Raw genomic sequence first — 22693 nt, forward strand, 5'->3', positions numbered from 1 at the left:
CTTCAGCGCAAACGAGGCTCCTCGCGGCCCCGCTTGCTGGGAGAGAGAGCTAAGCCGCCTGCTATAATCCCCTTCGCCTTCCACGCCCCCCAAAACTGGCCTAACCTCCGTCCCCTCAACGCCTCACGGAGGCCGGCCATGCGTTTTGGTATCCGCAAAACTGCCCATGTGTTCGAGCGCGTGGCTCTTGCGATGGCGGGAGCCGCGTGCGGCCTGTTCGTCGGCGCCTATGTGGGATCTGCGATCCCCACGCTGACCACGCAGGGATTCCTGCTGCTGATGATGGCCTTGGGCGCGGTCGGCTTCTATCTAGGCATCGACACGCCGCAAATGCCTTTCGACGACGCGCACAGCGCGATCGACGCCGCGGAATTTCTCAGCTCGGCCGGCACGCTCTGCGCCACGCTGACCGCGTTCGTCTCGGTCGCCGTGATCGTGCTGCGGCTCGATCCGCACCTGGCCTGGACCTGGCTCGTCTTCGCCGGCTGGATCGCCGGCGTCGCCATGCAGATCGTCGCCGGCGCCAAGGCGAGGATGCGGAAGTAGCTTTCTCTTACCCCTCCAGGACCCCTCCAGGGGAGGCTAAGGAAGATGCCTAGAACACCACGCCCACGCGCGTGCCGCGCTTCCAGGCGATGCGGCAGCGCTTCCTGGTGTTGACGTGGAGCAGCTCGAAACGATCGGGAATCTTGACCTGGCCGCCGAGATCGACGCAGGCGCCGCCGGGCGAATAGTCGATCAGCGTGCACGGGATCACCGGCGCGCGCGGGTCGGTGATGATCTTGGCCTGTCGCGACACCAGCCCGGCGGGCTTCACACGGACATACTTGCGCGGATGCATTGGCACGTCTCCTCCAATTCCGCAGGTATCGCGGCGGGTGGTTTGTCCCATGATGGAAAAGAGATGATGCGATCAGACTAAGGTTGCCGGAAGAATTTTAATGAAAAGTGTCGGCGAGAGCAGAAAGCGGCGGTAGCGGGGTGGGACGTCTCGCGTCAATCCGCCCTGTCGTTGCGCGACCCTGCCCACCACCGTGATTGCGAGCCAACGGGTCCGCGCGAAGCGCGGCCCGATGACAGGCTCCGCGAAGCAATCCAGAATCTTTCCGCGGAGGGACCCTGGATTGCTCACATGGGGATTTGGTGTGTCAAGGCGGTTTGTTCAGCTCTTTGTTCGATTGCAGGCCAGCTCTTCGTCCCGACCGTGGAGCACGTAGGATGGCGCGCGCAGATCGAGTCAAGGTCGGCCCGGAGGGCCGTCGCGAAGCGACTTGGCCTTGACTCGAGCGAGCACGCCATCAGGCTTTGGCAGTCGGGGCAGCGGGCGGATAACTCCTTTTCGTCAGGCGATCCAAGGGTCGAGCCGGTTGTTGCAATCTGGTTTGCTTGCCAGATCAAACTCACATTCGGTCGCCGCGCGGCGGCGGCTGCACCAACATTCCGCTTGCGGCGGGCAGGCTCGAGAGGACGAGACCATTCTTCGTTACGGCGTTTGAAGCCATGCAATCCATCGGTTCGTCCACCCGGATCGGCCGAGGCTGATCAATCTCGGCGGATTGGCTTTGAGGCTGAGGAGCGTGGTGTCAGGCGGCGGCCTTTATCTCGGCTCCCTCGATCACCACGCCCGCGGTCACGTACTTCCAGAGGGCCACGAGCAGCTTGCGCGCGAGCGCCACGATCGCGCGCTTGCGGCCGCGTTGGCTGTGCACCTTGAACCACTGGGTCAAAGCCGATTGAGGCTGGTGGCGTACCCAGAGCCAGGCGAGCTGGATCATCGTGGTTCTCAGGCGCGGATTGCCAGCCTTCGACACGCCTTGCTCGCGCTCGATGCCGCCACTGCGCCATGGCGTGGCTGCAAGGCCGGCATAGGATGCAATCTGGCGGCGGTTGGCGAACTGCCGGTAAAAGGCCTCCGACCAGAGAACGGCCGTGAAGTTCGGGCCCAGGCTCTTCAGTTCGAGCAGCATTGCCACCGGGTTCGATACGGTCTTCTCCCCCGCCGCCTTGCTCGCGGCCAGCAACGCATCCTGCTCGCGCTCCACCGCCGTGATCTGGTCGAGCAGCAGTTCGAGCCGGTCGAGTTCGCGGCTGATCTGCGCCTTCAGATGCGCCAGCAAGGCGCGCCCGTCGCCCGTCCGCAAGGCCTCCAGCCGCTTCCGCCGGTCTCGCCGCAGCGGCGCGTAGTCGAAGATCCCTTCGCGAACAGAAGACCCTTGATCCGGTTCACATGCTCGATCCGCTCCGCGATCAAGGTCTCTCGCTCGCGGCACAGCCTACGGCGGTCCTCCTCTGCCGGAGAGGGCGCAACGACCATGGCGCAGACCCGTACCTCGCCGCGCTTGTAGGCCAGCAGCGTCCGCAACAGCGTCTCGCCATCCAGCCGGTCCGTCTTGGCCCGCCGGCGCCGGCGCGGCGTCGCAATCGAGGCCGGATCGACTACGTGGCTCTCGATGCCTTCCTGCTGCAGGGCGCGGTGAAGCCAGAACCCGTCCAGCCCCGCCTCCTGGATCGCGATGATCGGATAGCTCTCACCCGTTCGCGCCTGCGCCTTGCGCTTCAGCTCCGCAAACAGCTTCAACAGTTCCGAAAGGTCGCCGGCCTTCATGCTGCGTTTGGACATCTTCTCGCCCTTGCAGGGCGACAGCGAAGTGACCAGCCATGTCGAACGGCTCAGTTCCAATGACACAAAAATTGCGCCAAACTGCGTGCGGATAGCGGCCAGTCCGTCGGAAGGATGATCGAGCAACATCGTCGTCTCCAGGTTGAATGGATTCAGCAACCCTCAGTCTGGCCTCAGACCTGGTCGCTATCCACTCCCCATGGAATCTTCGTCGCAAGAGCAAATGACGGGCGGAGAGGTCGCCGCCACCTCACCCCGTCACGCCCTCCTCCATCCCATCCGCCGCGACATCCACCCCCGGCTCCACCGGCATCGGCACCGTCACGTAATCCTTCGGCAGGTTCACCGGCCGATACCCCGGCTCCACCGCCATCCGCTTCAACACGCTCTCATGCACATGCGCGCCTTCGGGGATGACGCGCGGCTCGCAATCGGGGATGTAGAAGCCGAAATAGACCTTCCGCGCCGGCCATTCCTTGTACGTCGCACGCTTCGGCACGTACTCCAGCACGCGCCAGGCGGCCGTCATCGAATTGTGCAACTCGCCCGTCTTTCCGGTGTAAGCGGGCTCCACGTATTTGAACGGCGAGTTCTTGCGAGGGACTCCCCAGGCGAGCTGGTTCACCGTGCGCGGGTTGAACTTCAGCCCGGCCTTCTCGGCCTCCGCGATCATCCAGAGCAGCGGATATTTGGATTGCCCGCTCTCCGCTTCCGGATAGCCGCCGCCGACGTCGCAATGCACGCCGGCGAACCACACCTGCAGGATGTCCTGCGGCACCTTCTTCTCGTCGGGTACGTAGCGGTTGCTCCAGAACTCCTGCGGCTCTTCATACTGCTTCAGGCGGAACATGCAGCGCCGCTCGTCGATCGCGATCGCCTGCCGGAAGATCTTTACGCTGGGGTTGCGCAGCGTGAAGGCGAGCTCCTCCAGGCTGAACAGGAAGAAGAAATTGTCGCGCCGCGGCACGATCACGCTCGCCACCGTGTCCCAGACGCCGATGAAGTGGATGGTCGGCCAGCGCGTCGAGGTGATGCGCGCGAACTGGGCGGCGAGGTCGAAGGTATCCTTCGGCAGCGGCCCGCTCTCGTCGGTCGCGATATCCTTGAGATCCTCGATATCGTTGCCGCGCCCGGTGCCGGAATATTGCTTGTAGGCGACGAGCCCGCTCCCAGCGAGGTTCGCCTGCTCCGGCGAGATCAGCCCGATCTTGTGGATCAGCCCCGCCAGCACCCGAACCGTGTAGGCCCCGCGCGAAAACCCGAACAGATAGATCTTGTCGCCCGGCGCGTAATGCTGAACCAGGAAGCAATAGGCCGAGAGCACGTTGTCATCGAGCCCATAGCCGGTGGCGAGCCTCAGCACCAGGTTGATATTGGCCTTCCAGCGGTGCCACGTCGTCGGCTGCGTCACCGTGCCGACCCCGGGATCGTAAAACACCAGCTGCCGCGGCGACGTCTTGTCCGTCTTGCGCAGGCAGCGATAGAGCTTCAGGACGTTGGAGATGTTCTCCGAAATCTCGTTGCCGGTCCCGTCACAGCAGATGACGAGGTTCTTGCCGGTGGGCTTGTGGTCGGTGCTGGCTGCGTGCTCCATGGGATGCGCCTCCGGGTGATGCTACCGGGGCGAGTATAGCGGAAATGGATGACAGCGGGGAGGCAACGTCGCCGGCACCCAGCCCCATGGCCACATCGTCTGTTGACATTAACCTGTTGTTAACCATGCGGTTGCCTAATGTTGACGATGGGGGGATCACCATGTCGGCCCATGTGACGCGACCGAGGTTGATGCCTGTTTCGGCCGATCCGGCCATCCGGTCGGTGGCGAGGCTGGCTGTTCGCGCCAAGGCCGTCCTACAGGGCAAAGCGCCTGTCCTACGGAGCAAAGCCATGTTCGGAAAGGACGACTTAGTGGACAATCTCAGCCGCGATCTCGATCGCGCGCGCGGAAGACGAGATGCGCTCGCATCCGAAGCCGCGACTCTGGCGGCCCAGATCGCCGAAATTGAAGCCCGTCTTTCGGAAGAAAAGAAAAGGCGAGAGCGTGAGCGCGTCTTGAGCGAGGTCGAAGCGATCAAGACGCGAATCAAGCAAGCCGCCGGCGCGTTTGCGCCTGTCGTCGATGGTCTCTCGAGGGCGATCGAGCAGGCTGCGGCGGTTGTGCCCGAGGCGCGCGAGCTCAATAGTTTCCTGGTATCGGTGGCGACCGAGATCGACAGCGTGCTCGATCCCCTGCTCCGCGAACTGGATCAGCGCGCGGATGCGGTGCGAACCGGACACGCAGCGCTGGACCTGCCGAGTTCGGCCATTGAAGCGCCGCCCATCGAGCTGCCGAAAGACACCAACGAACGCCTGCTTCGTTTTCCGGCGTGGCTGTCCCGCGACAAGGAGACGGACAGGAAGGACACCGCCGAGAGCCCGCGCAGCACGGCAGCGTGACGCATCGGCACGCTGTGCAGCTCAAAAGCTCGTCTGCATATCTGACGTTCGGAGCGCGTTGAGAATTAGACCACCTCTCCCTGCTGGGAGAGGGTGATCCGGGCTGCCGAACCTGATCTCATCGCACCCTGGACTAGCCTAAAGCGGAATCGCTTTAAGTCGAATCGACTGGCCGCGGGCTCGTTCGAACCTCTCCCGCTTGCGGGAGAGGGAGCGCACCTCCTTCGCCACCCCTCAGTTGGCGGCGCGGCGCAGGAAGGCCGGGATATCGAGAACGGCCTCGTCGGGTGCATTGCGCGCAGGGGCGCGGCCGTAAGGATCGAGCGGCTGAAGCGCCGCCTGCCGCGCATAGTCCAGACCCGGCCTTGCCGGTGGCCCCACGGGGTGGTGCGGCGGCGGGCGGAGCGGCGGGCTTCCCGCTTGCGGAAGGGGGACACTGCGCTCGATGCGATCGGCGATGCGACGGCCGTCGTTGCGCAGCCTGCCGGCGAGCTGGGTGAGGGCGGTTTCCACCGGTAGCGCCTGCGCCGGATCGAGATTATCGATACCGGTCGCCACCACCGAGACGCGGACGATGCCTTCGAGGCTTTCGTCGAACGACGCACCGACGATGATGTTGGCGTCCGGGTCGGCCTCGTCGCGAATGCGGGTCGCGGCTTCGTCGACCTCGTACAGCATCAGATCCTTGCCGCCGGTGATGGAGATGATGAGGCCACTGGCACGCTTGATCGAGGGATTCTCGATCAGCGGATTGGAGATCGCGGCCACGGCGGCGGCGAGCACGCGCTTCTCGCCGGAAGCCTCGCCCCGTCCCATCATGGCCTTGCCCTTCTCCTTCATGACGGAGAGGACGTCGGCAAAATCGAGATTGATCAGGCCTTCCTTGACGATGAGGTCGCTGATGCAGGCCACGCCCGAATAAAGCACCTGGTCGGCAAGGGCGAAGGCATCGGCGAACGTGGTCTTCTCGCTGGCCACCCGGAACAGGTTCTGGTTCGGGATGATCAGGAGGGTGTCGACCGTCTTCAGCAGCTCCTCGATGCCGGCTTCGGCAAAGCGCATGCGGCGCTGGCCCTCGAAGTAGAACGGCTTGGTGACCACGCCGATGGTGAGGATGCCGAGTTCGCGCGCGATCCTGGCGACGATGGGTGCAGCCCCGGTGCCGGTGCCGCCGCCCATGCCGGCCGTCACGAACACCATGTGCGCACCGTTCAATTGCTCGCGGATCGTGTCGATCGCCTCTTCGGCCGCGGCGCGACCCAGCTCCGGCTGCGAGCCGGCGCCGAGGCCTGCGGTCACCCTTGTGCCGAGCTGGATGAGGCGCTTCGCCTTCGACATCGCCAGCGCCTGCGCGTCCGTGTTGGCGACCACGAACTCGACCCCTTGCAGTCCGGCCGTGATCATGTTGTTGACGGCATTGCCGCCGGCGCCGCCGACGCCGAAGACGACGATGCGGGCCTTCATTTCATGGATATCGGTATTGCCAGTCATTCTTCCCTCGCGATTGCTCCGGCAAGCCGGGGGTTAAAGAAAGTCTCGAGTGCTACCTGCAAGCCGCGCGGTCTGCTTTGACGATGGAAGCGGCCAGATGTCCCAATCGACGCGCGGCGTGTCCCGCGATCGAGTCGCCCCGGCGATCGGTCCGCAGCGCCGTCACTTCGTCGTCGAGTCGTGCCGCCCACGCATTGGCTGCCATGGTCTCGGCGATCGCCTGCTGCAGCTCGACGGCGAGGCGATCGGCGCGATCCCGCTCGCGCTCGAACACGGCCCTGTAGGCGGTCGCGACTTCTTCGAGCCGCGCGATCTCCGCCCTGAAGGCCCCGATCTTGATGGCCTCGATCTTTGCCATGGAGGCATCGACGGGATCTGCCCGGCGGTCCTTTCGTGGGCGGGGCGTGTACCGGAGCGTGGCGAGATCAACGCTCACCAGGGCTTTGCCGTCGCCCGAGCGCGAGCGCGGCAGGCCGCGACGTCTCGCCAGCGACCGCGCGGCCTCGCGCGAGATATCGAGGCGGGCACCGAGATCGGCATACGTCAACAACTCAACGCACATCGGCGCTTCTCCTGGAGCGAACCGGGAAGGCATTTCGAGCTAATGATGGCTGGACGATTACCGCAGGCTAGGGTGCGTTGGTTAATGGACGGTTAACATGCGAGGGGGGTGTTTACGGATAGCGTCACCGTGCCGATCCCCGGGATCGGAGAGCCCATCTGCCGCGGCTTCGTCTTGTCCGACTTGCGCAGGCGGCGATAGAGCTTCAGGACGTTGGAGATGTTCTCGCTGATCTCGTTGCCGGTCCCGTCACGGCGGATGACGAGGTTTTTCGGCGAGGGGTTGCGGTCGGTGTCGCGCGCGTGCTCCACGGAATGGGCGTCCGGGTGATGCTGCCGGCGCGAGAGTGGCGGATTTCGACGACAAAGTCGCATTTGGTAGATTTAGGTGAAGTGGTCGAAGCGGTGCATTTCGCTATAAACACTGCGGCGTCGGTGCAAGAGGGCTGATATCCTTCAACTCCTATCGGCCTTACGTATTATTGCACAGCTAGACAACCTCTGGTTTGGTGCCGAGGTGGGAGTTGGAAATGGCAAGTAAGCAATCCGATCTTGACTTGGGCGAGAATGACGAAGAGGAGGACTTCTCCTTTCCACCTGCCGAACGTCGAGTTGTAACTCAACCGTTAGATCTGTCAGTCCAAACCTTGGTCGAACAGTGGACGACTAAGCAGCTTGTCCTGCCCGAAATTCAACGCGAGTACGTATGGGATAACGCAAAAGCGAGTCGCTTAATTGAATCACTGCTCCTGAATATTCCGATACCGGTCTTGTATTTCGCCGAGACTGAGGAGGCGAAATACGAGATTTTTGATGGTCACCAACGTGTTCGGTCGATCGTTAATTTTCTTGGAGGAGTGTATCCTCTCTCCGGGTTGAATGTACTTAGAGAGTATCGCGGATTTCGCTACCTTGAGCTGCCAGAGCGTGAGCAGCGTTTTTTGCGAATGCGCACGCTTCGAACGATCCTGATCTCAATCGACTCTCACCCCAATATGAAGTTTGAAATTTATGAGCGTCTGAATACGGGATCGATATCCTTGAACGCTCAGGAGCTGAGAAACTCTATCTACCGTGGTCCATTCAACGATCTGCTTCATGAGCTCGCAAATAAATCAGCATTCCGAGACCTTATTGGAACGAAGGCGCCGCGAAAGCGCATGGTGGACGAAGAAGCAATTCTTCGATTTTTCGCAATGCGCGAACGGCTGAACACCTATAAGACTCCACTCAAGAAATTTCTAAACGAATATATGAGCAGTGTACGCTCGCTAAGTCCGGCGCAGATTAACGAATATCGTGCGACATTTTCTCGAGCGGTAGACGTCGCGGGTGCATTGCTTGGTGGTTCAGCCTTCCGCGTTCTCGGCTCCAACGGAGCTCCCACGGAGACGGCTGTCAATCGTGCTTTGCTTGAAGCCCAACTTTTGGCGTGCTCGTGGATTTCGGAAGACAAGCTACCTGATTCATCAAGAGTGCGCCGGTGCGTCGCTGCGCTTTTCAAAGATGAAAGCTTCACTGACGCGGTTCAGCGCGCGACAGGTGATAGGTCGCGAACTCTAAAAAGGGCTCGCGACACATTGGCGGCAATGCAGGAGGCGGGCGCGTTAGTTCAAGTTCATCATAATCTCGATCAGTAACCATGCCGTCGTCGTCGTTTCAGGCTCTGCAAGCCGCGTTGGACGAAGTTATTGACCTCGGAAAGGCCTCGCATCCGACGCTGGGGCCGCGAGCGCCGGAGTCGCTCCGGCTCGCCCGCGCAGTTGGTCGTGGTCAAGCGGTTTTGCTGTCATCCCATTTTGAGCGCTATATCTATTCATTGAACGAGGAACTTGTCGCATTCTTGAATCGGCAAAATCTCTCGGGGGCTAGGTTTCCAAATAGCATTAGGCTTCAGCATTCGATGATGCCGATTGATGAGCTAGGACGAACCGGTTGGGAGAACCGCGCACCGAAACTGACCGACTTTGTGTCGAGTGAATCATGGATTTGGACAGACCATAGCACCGGAAACCTCGTTCATGACCGATTGCTGTTGTGGATGAAGGCTCCTCACCCTAAGGATCTGGTCCGCTTCTTCAAGCTGTGGGGGGCTGAAGATATCTTTAAAGCAATAACGCGGACGGAAAGTGCTCGCAAAGCGCTGTGGTTAGGTGTGCAAGGACTAGTAGACTTACGAAACAATATCGCACACGGCGACTTCACCGCCCAGGCAACTCAAGCAGACATTAGTCGATACATGCGGGGGATTAGAGATTTTTGCGATCGAGTCGACCGTAAGGTTGCGGTGGTAGTTGCGAAGCAGTTCAGCGTTCCGCGACCGTGGTGAGCCGCGACTTTTCAAAGCATGCTAGTGTCGTCCGCCAATGGTGCAAATAGATTCTTTAAAGCGGTATTGTCGAAGGTATCTTCGTCTGTTCTACGGCCAGTTAGCTGTGGCGGTTCTGCATCTGAGGTGTCATCACGTACTTGTCCGATTCGTTCTTCGACTTTCAGTAGCGCATCTTTGATGATCACCTTTGAAAGGCCTATCCGGTTGCCCAGTTTCTCCAAAATAGTCGCATGGTCCGATAGGGTGGACTCTGAGTCCATTCCAGCCGTCCTCTCATAAGCTGACTCGATTTCACTAACAATTGCCTCCCTCATTGCGGCAATGACATCATTGCTAAACTCGTTCCTGTTCTCATCGATGCGATCGCACATCGATTCTAAGTCATCAGATGGAACATAGTTGTCTCTGAATATCCCGACGATCACTTGTTCTAGAAGGTCGATGATAGCCTTTGCCTGTATCAGGCTCTTGTAAAATTCATCGCGGCGTATTGCCAAGAATAGATCGATTAGCTTGGTTCCGTCGGACCATGCCGTGTATTCGGCCTTGTTGAGCAATATAATTGCCGACTGAGAGTACGCTTCACTATCAGCTACGACTGCCCAGTCGAGCAGAAGTTCGATGCGCTGTGATGGATACAAGTCATAAGGGTACGAGTGATGTGGTGGTTCGGCGCTTTGACGTCGCAATGGAAACTTTTCTGTCTCGCCCATCCCGGCAAACGCCTGAGCGAGAGCCACATCATTCTCCCCTGAAAATCGCTCCGAATCATGGTGTACGTGTCGCCAGAGCTCTCTTGCCCAAATGAAGCGCGGTGCGACAGACGCAAAGATTGTTAGCAATTTGATATCGTTTAAATATGCGTTCAGGTAGTCGCGCACTGATGGATTGAGGAAGGAGACTGTCCTTTCCCGAATCTTGATGAAGCTTCCTTCCAGGACTTTCACTGATTCCTCGAAATCCTTCGGGTCGTGGGGCAAGCCAAAGTGGCGACACAGCGTAGGATGAAGGACGTCGAAAACTAGCTTGAGTTCTCCGAGTTCGATGCCGTATTGAGAGCAGAAAAATAGACCCATCAGGAGATGGCGACACATCGCCGGAATGTGCGTCCTGAACGCGATATCCCATATCTGATGAGGATTGTTTAACGCTTCAACAAAGGCCGCAGCATAAGCCTCAGGCTTGATGTTATTCGGATCATATCGGTCATGGCCTCTATAATTCGCGGATTATAGTTTGGGTGATCGATAATCTCGCCGAGGACGGTGACGTCTGTAAGCGCCCGGCGGTACTCAATTGGCGGCTTAGCTACGACAAGATGATTGTAGAGGATTCGAGCTCGAATTCTTCGCGTGTATGCGCCTACATCGAGCAGATACTTTGTGATCTCCAAGCCGCGATCGGCGAGATGTTCCGACATTCGTCGTGCCTCCTCGAGAATGTAAGCTCGAGTGGTCAGGATGAATCGCGCATTCCTTGATTTTCTAACGCGTCGGATGAATTTGGCGAGTTCAGAATCTTTGTTGGCGAGGGATCGAGTATCAAGGGCAATCTTGCCGAGAAAATCGTCGAAGAAGAATACTTGCTGCTTGGTGTCGACAATTCGAGAGAAGCCATCGTCAAGGCTGCGAATTGCAACGAACTCCCACTCCTCGCTTATGTAGGCATAGGCGAGCATTTCGGCCAAGGTTGTTTTACCTACACCGGGTGGACCGGAGATTATGATTACATGATTAGCCTCTAGCCGCTGTCTCGCTTCGGAGAAGCTCGGATTTTGCGCGTAGACCTTTACTTTGTCCTCGATTTCTGCGCGAGACGCCGCGGTGTATGAGAATACGCCGGACCGAATAATGCGCTCCATCACTGCGGAGCTTGATAGCCATAGTTTTACGTTGGCTTTTTCAATTTCCGGAAAGCTCCGGAGAAGGGCGTTGAGATCTGCCGGACTGAATATGTCTTGTAAGCGCTTGAGCGCAGGGCCGATGAATCTCGCCAATTCAGATTTATTGTTTGGCGTTATTGTTCTTGAGGTCGCCAGCAGATAGCGGCTGGGTGCGAGCTTCTCGATTGCAGCGCGCTCGCGCTTCATGGTGGCCCGCAATGATGAGTACGGCGAACCAGAATAGTGCTTCGCCTGAAGCACTATGGTCTTTGATCCTTTTGCATGCCGACCATCGATTCCACCATCTGGCCCGGCGGAGAATGCTTCAAAGCGTACTTTTAATTCACGCCCAATAAGGTCGCGGACCAAGTCTTCGAAATCAGCTGGTGATAGGTTTTCAAATGAATAACTCATATCGTTCCACAACCATAGCGGGCGGCAATCAAGCTTGAAAACTGCTATATGGAAATTCCACAGAAAACAAAAACGGCCGGATCTTTCGATCCGGCCGCGACTCAAAACTCTACCGGCTAAGCCTACGCCACGCGACGCAACTTAGCCCCCGCCCAATTTCCGAAAATCTCAGCTCGCCTGCTTCGCCGGCTGCGCGTCGCCGACCTTCTTCTGGATGGCGCGCTTCAGTTCGACTGCGCGCGGGGAGAGGGCGTCGGGGTTGGCCTTGAGCAGGAAGGCATCGAGGCCGCCATTGTGGTCGACGCTCTTGACCGCGTTGGTGGAGACGCGCAGGCGCACGTTGCGGCCCAGGGCTTCCGACATGAACGTCACGTTGACGAGGTTCGGCAGGAAGCGGCGCTTGGTCTTGATGTTGGAGTGGCTGACCTTGTGGCCGACGAGGGGGCCCTTGGCCGTCAGTTCGCAGCGGCGAGACATGGCAAAATCCTTATCCGTGAACCCCCAACGATCTGCGGCCGCCATTTTTGGGCGCCACGGGGGCAAATTTTCTGTCCTTGCAGGGAGCGGGCGGACGTATAGGGGGGAAGGGGCGGGACGTCAAGGTTTTGGGCGGGGATTCGGCCGCCCGGGTGGTCCGCTCCCTCCCGCGCGCGGGGGAGGGCTGGGGAGAGGGCTCTCTCCTCTGCGAGGCCCGACGTCATGACGGATGGTGTCCCCCAGAGGAGAAAGCCCTCACCCGCGCTTCGCGCGACCTCTCCCGCAAGCGGGAGAGGAAGGGAGCCCGTGGTTACCTTCCGATCACCAAAACGGCAATGATTGTCGCACCTTACCATCACATAAAGGGCGTATTCGCCGCCGAAGACTCAGGTGGAGTTCCAAGGGCCAGACGCCCCCACATTGTTTGCCGCCGTTTTTGGCTTAAGTAACAGCGCATCGCGCCCCGATTGGATTGTTTCGTGCCGACAACGCCCCTTTTTGCGCAGGACCTGCGCCCGGCCCGCTTAGGCCTGGCCGGCTGGCTGGCTGTCTTTTGCGCGCTGGTCTTGGCCCTGGTCCTGCCGTGGGGCGTGGCGCCGGCCGCCGCGCAAGGCAAGCTCGAGGCGCAATATGAGGCGACGCTATCGGGCATTCCCGTCGGCAAGGGCGCCTGGAACATCGATATCCAGGACGACGTGTTCTCGGCGGCGGCCTCCGGCGGCACCACGGGGCTGCTGAAGTCGTTCACGGGCGGGTCCGGCACCGGCGCCAGCCAGGGGCGCATCGTCAATGGCGCGCTGGTGGCGACCGGCTACCAGGCCTCCACCACCACCCAGAAGAAGACCGAAGAGATCCGCATCACCCTCGACAAGGGCAATGTGAAGGATTTTGCCATCCTGCCGGAGCCGCCGGTCGATCCCGACCGCATCGTCGTCACCGAGGCGCACCGCCGCGGCGTCTGGGACCCCATGACGGCCTCGCTCCTGCGCGTGCCCGGCACCGGCGACCCCGTTGCGCCGGAGGCCTGCCACAACGCCGCGCCCGTGTTCGACGGCCGCATGCGCTACGATCTCAAGCTCGATTTCAAGCGCATGGAGACTGTGAAGGCGGAGAAGGGCTACCGGGGCCCGGTCGTGGTTTGCGCGCTCTATTTCGTGCCTGTCGCCGGCTACATCCCCGATCGCCCCGTGATCAAATACCTCGCCGCCCAGCGCAATATCGAGATCGCGTTTGCGCCGGTGGCGGGCACGCGCATCCTGGTCCCGTTCTGGCTGAAAGTGCCGACGCCGCTCGGGCCGGCCATGCTGGAAGCCACCAGCTTCGTCACCTCTCCCCAGCCCCCGCGGGTCGCGAAGACGCAGTGACCTTACCCTCCCCTGGAGGGGGAGGGTCGATCGCGCGCAGCGCGAGCGGGGTGGGGTGATCTCTCCGCACGAACGGTGCCCGTGGGGAGAGATCACCCCCACCCCGTCTCACATTCCGCAGTGCACCATGTGAGCCGACCCTCCCCCTCCAGGGGAGGGTAAAAAGAAGTCACGTTATTTCAATAACTTACCTACTGTGCATGGGGTTGTTTTCGCAGTTTTTGTTTGGCGCCCCGGATCCGGGAATCCATTTGACTCCACCCCGATTCTGATTCGACTCGGCGCCGTCCCCAGCTTTAACGAACCTGATCGCTTGTGCGGCCGCGCAAAACTCCATCTAGTGCGCAACCAATACGAGTCCCGCGACATGTTGCGTGAACGGAACAGGACTCACAGGGGAGTCAGCGATTCGGCCGCGATTCGTTCTAGAGTCGTTCCGAAGCTTAAAGCCAACGGGAAAAGCGTCGCAAAGTGAGACAGTTGCGCGGGATTTGGGGAAAGCGTTCCCACACCCACGGTGTCGTCGCCCGGCTTGACCGGGCGATCCAGTACGCCGCGGCGGTCGTGGTCGAGCCGAGAGGCCGCGGCGTACTGGATGCCCCGGTCCCGGCTCCGCCGAGGCTACGCCGGGGCCCACAGGGGTGCTCGGCCTGCCGAAGCTTCAGCAAAGGCAGCACGGGGCATGACAGCGGAGTGCGTGGTCGCCGCGTAGCGTTCGGAGACATGGCTGACAGGGCCCAGCCCCCTCACCGCCTCATCCAGCACTGACATTCGCCCAAATCGCCACTACCTAATCCCTCAGACATGGCTTTTTCTTCCTCCCCCTTTGCCTCCGAGCGCGCACTTTCCGATCGAGTGCCTGGCGCGGGCGTCACTGCGGTGCTCGGACCGACCAACACCGGCAAGACCCATCTCGCCATCGAGCGGATGCTCGCGCATCCCTCCGGCATGATCGGCCTGCCGCTGCGCCTGCTCGCGCGCGAGGTCTACAACAAGATCGCCGATCGCGCCGGCGCGGCCAGCGTCGCGCTCGTCACCGGCGAGGAGAAGATCAAGCCGAAGAACCCGCGCTATTGGGTGTCGACCGTCGAGGCGATGCCGCGCGATATCGACGTCTCCTTCCTCGCCGTCGACGAGGTCCAGATCGCCGCCGATCTCGAACGCGGCCACGTCTTCACCGATCGGCTGCTCAACCGCCGCGGCCGCGACGAGACGCTGCTGCTAGGGGCCGCCACCATGCGCCCGATCATCGAGCGGCTGCTCCCGGGCGTCTCCATGATCACGCGGCCGCGCCTGTCCAGCCTCGAATTCGCCGGCGACCGCAAGATCACGCGCCAGCCGCGCCGCACCGCCATCGTCGCGTTCTCGGCGGATGAAGTCTACGCCATCGCCGAGCTGATCCGCCGCCAGCACGGCGGCGCCGCCGTGGTATTGGGCTCGCTCTCGCCGCGCACACGCAATGCGCAGGTGGCGATGTTTCAGAACGGCGATGTCGATTATCTCGTCGCCACCGATGCCGTCGGCATGGGCCTCAATCTCGACGTCGATCACGTCGCCTTCGCCTCCGACCGCAAGTTCGACGGTTACCAGTTCCGCCGTCTGACGCCGGCCGAATTCGCGCAAGTAGCCGGCCGCGCCGGTCGCGCCACCCGCAACGGCACCTTCGGCACCACGGGCCGCTGCGCGCCGTTCGAGCCCGAGCTCGTCAACGCGCTGCAGAACCACACCTTCGATGCGGTGAAGGTGCTGCAATGGCGCAACTCCAGGCTGGATTTCTCTTCGCTCGGCGCCCTGCAGGTGTCGCTGAATCTCGCTCCCGGCCACGAGACCTTGACGCGCGCGCCGATCGCCGAGGACATGCGCGTGCTCGACCATGCCGCCCGTGACGGCGAGGTGCGCGATATCGCGCATGGCAAGGCGGCGGTGGAGCGCCTCTGGGACGTCTGCCAGGTCCCCGATTACCGCAAGCTGTCGCCGGCCGCCCATGCCGAGCTGGTGACGACGCTGTATGGCTTCCTGATGCAGAAAGGCTGCATTCCCGATTCCTGGTTCGAGGCCCAGGTCACCCAGGCCGACCGCATCGACGGCGACATCGACACGTTGTCGGCCCGAATCGCCCAAATCCGCACCTGGACCTTCGTCGCCAACCGCCCGGACTGGCTGAGAGACCCCGAACGCTGGCAGGGGATCACGCGGGAGGTCGAAAATAAATTATCGGATGCGCTCCATGAACGCTTGACTGAGCGTTTCGTTGATCGTCGGACCAGTGTATTGATGCGCCGCCTGCGGGAGAACACGAGCTTGAATACTGAAATCGGCAAGACCGGCGAAGTCATCGTCGAAGGCCATGTCATCGGCCGCCTCGACGGCTTCACCTTTGCACCGGATGCGGCGGAGGCCGGCTCCGATGCGAAAGCCTTGCAGGCCGCAGCGCAAGCCGTGCTCGCCGGCGAGATCAATGCGCGCGCCGAGAAGCTCGGCAATGCGCCGGACGAGCAGTTCGTGCTCACCTCCGAAGGCATCATCCGCTGGACCGGCGATGCCGTGGCGCGCCTCGCCGCCGCAGACGATGCGCTGCATCCGCGCATCCGCATCATCTCCGACGAGCGCCTGACCGGCGGCCCGCGCGACAAGGTGCAGGCGCGGCTCGAGCTCTGGCTCAAGACCCATATCGAAAAGCTGCTCGGGCCGATGTTCGAGCTGTCCAAGGCCGAGGACGTCACCGGCATTGCCCGCGGCATCGCCTATCAGCTGGTCGAGGCGCTCGGCGTGCTCGAGCGTCCGAAGATTGCGAGCGAGCTGAAGGATCTCGATCAACCCTCGCGCGCCGTCTTGCGGAAATACGGCGTCCGCTTCGGCGCCTACCACATCTATTTCCCCGGCCTGCTCAAGCCCGCCGCGCGTGCGCTCGCCGCGCTGCTCTGGGCGCTGAAGCAGGACAATGTCGATCTCTCCGCGTTGTCGGGCGCGCAGCATCTGGCATCGTCGGGGCGCACCTCGTTCCCGGTCGACAAGCAGCTGCCGCGCGATGCCTATCGCGTGCTCGGCTACAAGCAGGCCGGCGAGCGCGCCGTGCGCGTCGATATCCTGGAGCGGCTGGCCGATCTGATCCGCCCGGCGCTGGCCTGGCGCGAGAATTCGCCCGGCGAAAAGCCCGCCGGCGCGTTCGACGGCCGCAGCTTCGTGGTGACGCAGGCGATGACCTCGCTCACGGGCTCGGCCGGCGAAGACTTCGCCTCCGTGCTGCGCGCACTCGGCTATCGCATGGAGAAGCGTCCGCCGTTGCCACAGAAGCCTGCCGCCGTCGAGACGGTTGCGGCCGAGACACCGCCCGCCGAGGGCAGCGCGGAGACCTCGACCGAGACCGCGGCGGAGGCCGTCGCCGGCCTGCCGGTGGAGCCGGCTGCATCCACCGAAGCCGCTGCCGAATCCGTCACGGTCGAAGACGCGCCCGGCATGGAGCCGCACGACGAGCCCGTCCATGAGGAGCCGGCGCTCGAAGCGTCACCAGAAGCGCCCGTCACGCCCGAGGACGCCCCCGGCATCGTGCCGCCCGCCGAGGAAGCTGCGGCGTTCACCGAGGCTGCCGGCCTCGAAGCCGCTGCTGCCGAGACGGCCGCCACGGAAGCTGCCGCATCGCCCGACGCTGCCGCGCCTGAGGGGGCGGCCGCGCCCTCAGAACCCGCGCTCGTCGAGGTCTGGCGCCCGGCCGGCCGTCACGAGGATCGCAAGCCGCGCCACGAGCGCCATCGCCACCAGCGCCACCACCATCAGCCGCGTCCGCAGGCGGCTGCCGAAGCTGGCGCTGCACCCGGTGAAGCTGCTGAAGGCGCGAAGCCGAGCCATCGCCACGGCGGACATCGGAAGGATTTCCGCAAGGGCCGCGAAGAAGGTGGCGATCGCCGCGAGCAGCGCAGCGACAACAACCGCCGCTTCGAAGGCAAGGAGCGTGATCGCGGCAAGGGCAAGCCAGGCGATCGCGATGGCGGCCGCGAGCATCGTGGCCGCGACCGCGACAAGGGGCGCGATCGTCGCGATCGTGAGTCCGGCCCCTCGCTGCGTCCCTACGCTTCGAGCGCCAGTCCGCGCGAGCGCGACCGTCCCATTGATCCGAATTCGCCCTTCGCCAAGCTCGCCGCGCTGAAGGAGCAGCTGTCGGGGCGGAAGGAGTAGCCCCACGACCGAGCGCCAGCGCATCGACAAATGGCTGTGGCACGCCCGTGTGGTGAAGGCGCGCACCTCCGCCGCTGAGCTGGTCGTCACCGGCCATGTTCGCGTCAACGGCACGCGCGAGACATCGCCGGGGCATGCGATCAAGGCCGGCGACGTGCTCACCATCGCGCTCGATCGCACCGTGCGCGTTCTGAAGGTGATCGCCTTCAACGAACGCCGCGGCGATGCCGCCTCGGCACGGGTGCTCTACGAGGAGCTCGGGACGCGCAATTAATTGCGCTTGTTATTCATTTCTTGATCGATCAAACACACAAAGCCGTCATGATCGGGCCTTCCCGACCTTGCGGCGCCGGGCCATCCGCGCTAGGCAAGCCGCGACTTTTGAAAGAGCTTTTCGGAGCGTTGGATGACTTACGTCGTCACTGAAAACTGCATCAAGTGCAAGTACACCGACTGCGTCGAGGTCTGCCCGGTCGACTGCTTCTACGAGGGTGACAACATGCTCGTCATTCACCCCGACGAGTGCATCGATTGCGGTGTGTGCGAGCCGGAATGCCCCGCCGACGCGATCAAGCCGGACACGGAACCGGGCCTGGAAAAGTGGCTCGAGGTCAACGCCGAATACGCCAAGAGCTGGCCCAACATCACCCAGAAGAAAGAATCACCGGCCGACGCCAAGGAATTCGACGGTATGGAAGGCAAGTTCGAGAAATATTTTTCTCCGAACCCCGGCTCGGGAGACTAATTCGCGCCCAAACTTAACCCTAATAGCGGCGCTGCCGCCGAAAACCAGCCCTCAAGACCCCTAAATCATTGATTTTTGCGGGAAATGTGCTATATTGGGCACATTAAGCCGAACCCCGTCAGCCCCGTTGGCCCCTCTGGGTTCCCGTGAAACCAAATGTCGAACAGGGGCGTGGCAGTTTCCGCGCGCAGGCTGTGTCACAGAAAACGCGTAAAAAGAGTACTTCAGCGAGGGCTTCCCATAAGGAGGCCAAAAAAGTCGCCGCGGCCAGCCGTAGCGCATCCAAGGGTCGGACCGCGACGAAGGCGCCGGCTGCAAAGTCCTCGAAGAACAAAAGAAGCGCAATGCCTAACAAGACTGCCAAACCGGCCGCGAAAGCGACCGCTGCCAAGCCTGCTGCTGCCAAGCCTGTGATTGCCAAGCCAGTGACTGCCAAGGCTCCCGCTGCCAAGCCCGCGCCGAAGGCCCCTGTTGCTGCTGCGCCTGCCAAGGCTCCCGCCGCCGCCAAGCCGGCTGCCAAGCCCGCTGCTGCGCCGAAGGTCGAGGAAAAGAAGGTCGTGACCCAGCGTCAGGGCTTCAAGGCCAACGAATTCGTCGTCTATCCCGCTCACGGCGTCGGCCAGATCCTGGCCATCGAGGAGCAGGAGATCGCCGGTGCCAAGCTCGAGCTGTTCGTCATCAACTTCATCAAGGACAAGATGACGCTGCGCGTGCCGACCGCCAAGGTCGCCAATGTCGGCATGCGCAAGCTGTCCGATCCGGCCCTGGTGAAGAAGGCGCTGGAGACGCTCAAGGGCCGTGCGCGCGTCAAGCGCACGATGTGGTCGCGGCGCGCCCAGGAATACGAAGCGAAGATCAATTCGGGCGACATCGTCGCGATCGCGGAAGTTGTGCGCGACCTCTATCGCTCGGAGTCGCAGCCGGAGCAGTCGTATTCGGAACGCCAGCTCTATGAAGCGGCGCTCGACCGTCTCTCCCGTGAGATCGCGGTGGTGCAGCACTCGACCGAGACCGAAGCGGTCAAGGAGATCGAGGCCCAGCTCGCCAAGAGCCCGCGCCGCGCCAGCGCCAAGGCGGAAGCCGCCGACGGCGAAGCCGATACGGACGCCGAGGGCGATACCGACGATACCGATGGCGACGACACCACCGTCGCCGACGAGGCCGCGTAAGCGCCACGCCGATTGCAAGAGTTCAAAAGCCCGGCCGCTCGGCCGGGCTTTTTATTTGGGGCGTGAAGTGATGACGGGTCTTCGCGAACGTCGCCTCAACAAATTCGCTGTCGTCCCGGCGGAGGCCGGGACCCATATCCCAGGGAGAAGTTCGGCGAAGATTGGTTGTTCGGCACTCCTACCGATCGCAACGATAGATTCCGCGGTATGGCTCCCGGCCTTCGCCGGGACGACGAGAGGAGAGAGCATTCATCAAACGACGCGCGACGCTACTTCACCGGCCGCTTTTCGAGCTTCCTTGCCAGCGTCCGCCGGTGCATGCCCAGCCGGCGGGCCGCCTCCGAGATGTTGAACTCCGTCTCGATCAGGGTCTGGTGGATGCGCTCCCATTCCAGCGTCTTGATCGAGGTCGGCCGTGCATCGAGCGCGACCTCGGCGTTGCCTTCGGCCTTGTGGAAGGCGGCTTCGATGTCGTCGGTGTTCGACGGCTTTGCCAAATAGTGGCAGGCGCCCAGCTTGATCGCCTCGACGGCGGTGGAGATGCTGGCAAAGCCGGTCAGCACCACGATCAGCATGTCCGGATCATGCGTGTGCAAGAGCTCGACGCAGGCGAGGCCCGAGGCGCCGCCGAGCTTGAGGTCGACCACGGCATGGCCGAAAGTACGCTCCTCCAGCACCTTGCGCATCTCCTCGATCGAGTCGGCCACCACCACCTCGTAGCCGCGGCGCTCGAACGAGCGCTTCAGCGTGCGCGCGAAGCCGGAATCGTCCTCGACGACGATGAGTGAACGGTCAGGCGTCAAAATTCCCTCCGATCGCGAGCGTTGCGAGCGGCAGCGTCAAGCGCACGGTGGCGCCGCGCTTCCTGTGGTTCTCGGCGGTCACGCTGCCTCCCAGCTTGCGTACGACGTTCACCACCAGGAACAGGCCGAGCCCGCCGCCGGCGCGCCCCTTGCTCGACTGATAGGGCTTGCCGAGCTGCGCCAGCATCTCCGGCGCAAAGCCCGGGCCGCGGTCGGAGATTGACAGCACGAGATTGTCGCCTTCGCGCTCGGCCACGAGCTCGACCCAGTCGCGCGAGACCTCATAGGCATTGTCGAGCACGTTGAAGATCACCTGCTTCAGCGCGACGTCGGAGACGATCGCGACGTCCTCGCCGAACGTGTTGACGAAATAGAGCGTGCGGGCCGAGCGCGCGTTGCGCCATTCGTCGACCAGCGAGGTGACGAAGGCCGTCACCGTCGTCGGCGAGGAGCCTTCGCCGCGCGCTTCGCCCGCCGACACCAGGATGCCGGTCACGATCGATTTGCAGCGCTGCAGCGAAGTCTCCATCTCCGCGAGATCCTCGGCCAGCTCTTGATCTGCGGCGAGATCCGGCATGCGGCGCCAGTCGCTGAGGATCACCGAGAGCGAAGCGAGCGGTGTGCCGAGCTCATGTGCGGCGCCGGAGGCGAGCAGGCCCATGCGCACGATGTGGTCCTGCTCGGCGGCATGCTGGCGCAGCGCCGCAAGATGCGCGTCGCGCTCGCGCAGATTCCGGTTGATGCGGGTGACGAACACCACCAGCAGAACGGCATTGAGCACGAAGCCCAGGAGCATGCCAGTAACCGTGAGACTGTAGGTCTCACTGATCGGGTTCGGCGGCAGATCGAGCGGCCGGTAGGCCAATGTCAGCCAGACGAAGCTCGCGCAGGTCAGCGCGACCAACGACCAGGTCGAGCGGGCATCGAGCAGCACTGCGCCGAGCGTCACCTGGAGCAGGAACAGCGAGGTGAAGGGATTGGTAGCGCCGCCGGAGAGATAGAGCTGTGCGGTCAGCGCAGCGACGTCCAGCATCAAGGCGACCAGCAGCTCGTTATTGGTGATCGCGGCGCGATGGCGCACCCAGACCAGGCTGGAGACGTTGAGCAGCACCAGCGCGCCGATCACCGCGCCCATCCGCTCCAGCGGCAGGCGAATGCCGAGGCCGAAATGCACGGCACCGATGGTCACGATCTGGCCGACCACCGCGGTCCAGCGCAGCTGGATCAGCAGCGCCATGTTCTTGCGATTGGTCTCGTCGTCGGTGGGAGCCGGGCCGATCAGCTCGCTGCGCGCGTCCGCCTGCGATTGCAGCGTGACGGGCCCGCCGCCATGGGCAAGCGTTTGGGGAAGCGTCTTCCCGTCGTCAGGTCGGCTCGACGATCGTTCCAGCATCTGATCCCGTCCTGCGGGCGGCGGCATCCAAGCCGCCAGCCGGTTCCTGGACGAAGCGCTTGCGCCGGAACAGCCCGCCGCCGAATGTGACGAAAAACCTGCCGGCCAGCATGAAAGCCAGGGCAAACCACGTCAGCGCGTAGATCAGGTGGTTATTGGGAAAGCGGATCACGGTCAATCCGCCGATTGGACCGGCGGGAACTTGTGATCCGGCGTCGGCATCCACGAAGAAGGGCGCGACGTCATGAAGACCGCGTGCCGCCGCGATGGCGGCGACGTCCCGCGAATACCAGCGGTTGTGCTGGGGCACGTTGTTCCGGAGAAAACCGCCCTTCGGCTCCGTCACGCGGAGCAGGCCGGTGATCTCGACCTGACCATCGGGATTGCCGCCCCTGCGCGTCGATACGTCGCGCCGCTCGGACGGCACGAAGCCGCGGTTGATCAGCACCAGCGTGCCATCATCGCGCTCGAGCGGCGTCAGCACCCAATAGCCCGGGCCTTCCTCGGTGACGGCCTGAACCAGCGTCTCGCGGTCATGCAGGAAGCGGCCGCTGACGCTGACGTGCCGGTATTCGTCGTTTGCTGCGCTGATGGCGGGCCATGAAGCGGGCGAGGGGATCGGTTGGGCCGGAGCGTGGACGCGCTGCTCGACGCGGTCGATCAGAGCCAGCTTCCAGGCCCGTCGCTCGATCTGCCAGACGCCGAGCGCGATCAGAAGTACAAAGGCGACAAGCGAGAGGACCGTGAGCCACGGCGAGGGGGCGCGCACAGCCTCGCTGTGCGTCCCTCCTGTCCTGCGCGTCACGGTCCGAGCCTTGCTCAATCTGGAGCCT

The 22693-nt window shown here is 62.5% G+C and carries 19 protein-coding genes and 2 pseudogenes; 9 read left to right on the forward strand and 12 right to left on the reverse strand.

Annotated features, from left to right (window positions below; translation table 11 throughout):
- Window positions 1–138: 138 nt before the first annotated feature.
- On the forward strand, window positions 139–546 hold the full coding sequence (locus tag P6U27_RS02870) for a hypothetical protein (RefSeq protein ID WP_122400563.1): 408 nt from the start codon (window positions 139–141) through the stop codon (window positions 544–546).
- 49 nt (window positions 547–595) lie between these two features.
- Here P6U27_RS02870 and P6U27_RS02875 read toward each other — a convergent pair whose 3' ends face one another.
- The 3 genes and pseudogenes from P6U27_RS02875 to P6U27_RS02885 all read right to left on the reverse strand — a co-directional run bounded on the left by P6U27_RS02875 (window position 596) and on the right by P6U27_RS02885 (window position 4214).
- Window positions 596–841, reverse strand: a complete 246-nt coding sequence (locus tag P6U27_RS02875; RefSeq protein ID WP_027573877.1) for a PilZ domain-containing protein — start codon at window positions 839–841, stop codon at window positions 596–598.
- 742 nt (window positions 842–1583) lie between these two features.
- Window positions 1584–2749, reverse strand: a pseudogene (locus P6U27_RS02880) (IS110 family transposase).
- A 121-nt stretch (window positions 2750–2870) separates the two neighbouring features.
- Window positions 2871–4214 (reverse strand): DUF2235 domain-containing protein, encoded by a 1344-nt coding sequence (locus P6U27_RS02885; RefSeq protein WP_407193657.1) that lies wholly within the window; start codon window positions 4212–4214, stop codon window positions 2871–2873.
- A gap of 44 nt (window positions 4215–4258) precedes the next feature.
- Between P6U27_RS02885 and P6U27_RS02890 the strand changes: the two genes are divergently transcribed.
- Complete coding sequence (locus P6U27_RS02890; RefSeq protein ID WP_407193658.1) at window positions 4259–5056, forward strand: hypothetical protein; 798 nt, start codon at window positions 4259–4261, stop codon at window positions 5054–5056.
- Between the two features lie 234 nt (window positions 5057–5290).
- Here the strand turns inward: P6U27_RS02890 and ftsZ are convergent, their stop codons facing one another.
- The 3 genes and pseudogenes from ftsZ to P6U27_RS02905 all read right to left on the reverse strand — a co-directional run.
- Complete coding sequence (gene ftsZ / locus P6U27_RS02895; RefSeq protein ID WP_209296743.1) at window positions 5291–6547, reverse strand: cell division protein FtsZ; 1257 nt, start codon at window positions 6545–6547, stop codon at window positions 5291–5293.
- 52 nt (window positions 6548–6599) lie between these two features.
- Window positions 6600–7109 (reverse strand): hypothetical protein, encoded by a 510-nt coding sequence (locus tag P6U27_RS02900; protein ID WP_407193659.1) that lies wholly within the window; start codon window positions 7107–7109, stop codon window positions 6600–6602.
- Between the two features lie 122 nt (window positions 7110–7231).
- Window positions 7232–7420, reverse strand: a pseudogene (locus P6U27_RS02905) (phospholipase effector Tle1 domain-containing protein); the annotation flags it as partial.
- A 218-nt stretch (window positions 7421–7638) separates the two neighbouring features.
- On the opposite strand from P6U27_RS02905, the gene P6U27_RS02910 reads away from it, so the two are divergent.
- The gene (locus P6U27_RS02910) at window positions 7639–8748 is read left to right on the forward strand and encodes a DUF262 domain-containing protein (RefSeq protein ID WP_407193660.1); all 1110 of its coding nucleotides are present in this window, start codon (window positions 7639–7641) and stop codon (window positions 8746–8748) included.
- A 38-nt stretch (window positions 8749–8786) separates the two neighbouring features.
- Window positions 8787–9437, forward strand: a complete 651-nt coding sequence (locus tag P6U27_RS02915; RefSeq protein ID WP_407193661.1) for a HEPN domain-containing protein — start codon at window positions 8787–8789, stop codon at window positions 9435–9437.
- Between the two features lie 11 nt (window positions 9438–9448).
- Here P6U27_RS02915 and P6U27_RS02920 read toward each other — a convergent pair whose 3' ends face one another.
- The 3 genes from P6U27_RS02920 to rpmB form a co-directional block, all read right to left on the reverse strand.
- On the reverse strand, window positions 9449–10516 hold the full coding sequence (locus P6U27_RS02920; RefSeq protein ID WP_407193662.1) for a hypothetical protein: 1068 nt from the start codon (window positions 10514–10516) through the stop codon (window positions 9449–9451).
- A gap of 68 nt (window positions 10517–10584) precedes the next feature.
- Window positions 10585–11736 (reverse strand): restriction endonuclease, encoded by a 1152-nt coding sequence (locus P6U27_RS02925; protein WP_407193663.1) that lies wholly within the window; start codon window positions 11734–11736, stop codon window positions 10585–10587.
- 168 nt (window positions 11737–11904) lie between these two features.
- Window positions 11905–12213, reverse strand: a complete 309-nt coding sequence (rpmB, locus tag P6U27_RS02930; protein ID WP_122406340.1) for a 50S ribosomal protein L28 — start codon at window positions 12211–12213, stop codon at window positions 11905–11907.
- A gap of 530 nt (window positions 12214–12743) precedes the next feature.
- Here rpmB and P6U27_RS02935 point away from each other — a divergent pair.
- From P6U27_RS02935 to P6U27_RS02955, 5 genes are all read left to right on the forward strand, one after another.
- Window positions 12744–13577, forward strand: coding sequence for a DUF3108 domain-containing protein (locus P6U27_RS02935; protein ID WP_376707275.1), 834 nt, complete (start codon window positions 12744–12746; stop codon window positions 13575–13577).
- Between the two features lie 804 nt (window positions 13578–14381).
- Window positions 14382–17750, forward strand: coding sequence for a helicase-related protein (locus tag P6U27_RS02940; RefSeq protein WP_407193664.1), 3369 nt, complete (start codon window positions 14382–14384; stop codon window positions 17748–17750).
- A 22-nt stretch (window positions 17751–17772) separates the two neighbouring features.
- A complete protein-coding gene (locus P6U27_RS02945; RefSeq protein ID WP_122400573.1) occupies window positions 17773–18024 on the forward strand; it encodes an RNA-binding S4 domain-containing protein in 252 nt (83 codons plus the stop codon).
- A gap of 132 nt (window positions 18025–18156) precedes the next feature.
- A complete protein-coding gene (fdxA, locus tag P6U27_RS02950; protein ID WP_063698041.1) occupies window positions 18157–18495 on the forward strand; it encodes a ferredoxin FdxA in 339 nt (112 codons plus the stop codon).
- Between the two features lie 344 nt (window positions 18496–18839).
- On the forward strand, window positions 18840–19664 hold the full coding sequence (locus P6U27_RS02955) for a CarD family transcriptional regulator (RefSeq protein ID WP_162500082.1): 825 nt from the start codon (window positions 18840–18842) through the stop codon (window positions 19662–19664).
- Between the two features lie 269 nt (window positions 19665–19933).
- Here the strand turns inward: P6U27_RS02955 and P6U27_RS02960 are convergent, their stop codons facing one another.
- From P6U27_RS02960 to P6U27_RS02970, 3 genes are read right to left on the reverse strand one after another with little or no spacing between them, the layout of a single operon-like run.
- Window positions 19934–20467 (reverse strand): response regulator transcription factor, encoded by a 534-nt coding sequence (locus P6U27_RS02960; protein WP_122400575.1) that lies wholly within the window; start codon window positions 20465–20467, stop codon window positions 19934–19936.
- Window positions 20457–21860 (reverse strand): ATP-binding protein, encoded by a 1404-nt coding sequence (locus tag P6U27_RS02965; protein ID WP_407193665.1) that lies wholly within the window; start codon window positions 21858–21860, stop codon window positions 20457–20459. The genes P6U27_RS02960 and P6U27_RS02965 overlap by 11 nt, the downstream gene beginning before the upstream one ends.
- A complete protein-coding gene (locus P6U27_RS02970; protein WP_407193666.1) occupies window positions 21832–22683 on the reverse strand; it encodes an SURF1 family protein in 852 nt (283 codons plus the stop codon). The genes P6U27_RS02965 and P6U27_RS02970 overlap by 29 nt, the downstream gene beginning before the upstream one ends.
- Window positions 22684–22693 lie beyond the last annotated feature (10 nt).

It is taken from the genome of Bradyrhizobium sp. STM 3566 (assembly GCF_045571445.1).
Lineage (GTDB): Bacteria > Pseudomonadota > Alphaproteobacteria > Rhizobiales > Xanthobacteraceae > Bradyrhizobium > Bradyrhizobium vignae.

Coding starts and splice junctions, on each gene's coding strand:
- P6U27_RS02875 (WP_027573877.1), bottom strand. CDS start 841: ATGCATCCGCGCAAGTATGTCCGTGTGAAGCCCGCCGGGCTGGTGTCG.
- P6U27_RS02885 (WP_407193657.1), bottom strand. CDS start 4,214: ATGGAGCACGCAGCCAGCACCGACCACAAGCCCACCGGCAAGAACCTC.
- P6U27_RS02940 (WP_407193664.1), top strand. CDS start 14,382: ATGGCTTTTTCTTCCTCCCCCTTTGCCTCCGAGCGCGCACTTTCCGAT.
- P6U27_RS02925 (WP_407193663.1), bottom strand. CDS start 11,736: ATGAGTTATTCATTTGAAAACCTATCACCAGCTGATTTCGAAGACTTG.
- P6U27_RS02920 (WP_407193662.1), bottom strand. CDS start 10,516: ATGGGTCTATTTTTCTGCTCTCAATACGGCATCGAACTCGGAGAACTC.
- P6U27_RS02910 (WP_407193660.1), top strand. CDS start 7,639: ATGGCAAGTAAGCAATCCGATCTTGACTTGGGCGAGAATGACGAAGAG.
- fdxA (WP_063698041.1), top strand. CDS start 18,157: ATGACTTACGTCGTCACTGAAAACTGCATCAAGTGCAAGTACACCGAC.
- P6U27_RS02890 (WP_407193658.1), top strand. CDS start 4,259: ATGGATGACAGCGGGGAGGCAACGTCGCCGGCACCCAGCCCCATGGCC.
- rpmB (WP_122406340.1), bottom strand. CDS start 12,213: ATGTCTCGCCGCTGCGAACTGACGGCCAAGGGCCCCCTCGTCGGCCAC.
- P6U27_RS02955 (WP_162500082.1), top strand. CDS start 18,840: ATGCCTAACAAGACTGCCAAACCGGCCGCGAAAGCGACCGCTGCCAAG.
- P6U27_RS02870 (WP_122400563.1), top strand. CDS start 139: ATGCGTTTTGGTATCCGCAAAACTGCCCATGTGTTCGAGCGCGTGGCT.
- P6U27_RS02900 (WP_407193659.1), bottom strand. CDS start 7,109: ATGTGCGTTGAGTTGTTGACGTATGCCGATCTCGGTGCCCGCCTCGAT.
- ftsZ (WP_209296743.1), bottom strand. CDS start 6,547: ATGACTGGCAATACCGATATCCATGAAATGAAGGCCCGCATCGTCGTC.
- P6U27_RS02965 (WP_407193665.1), bottom strand. CDS start 21,860: ATGCTGGAACGATCGTCGAGCCGACCTGACGACGGGAAGACGCTTCCC.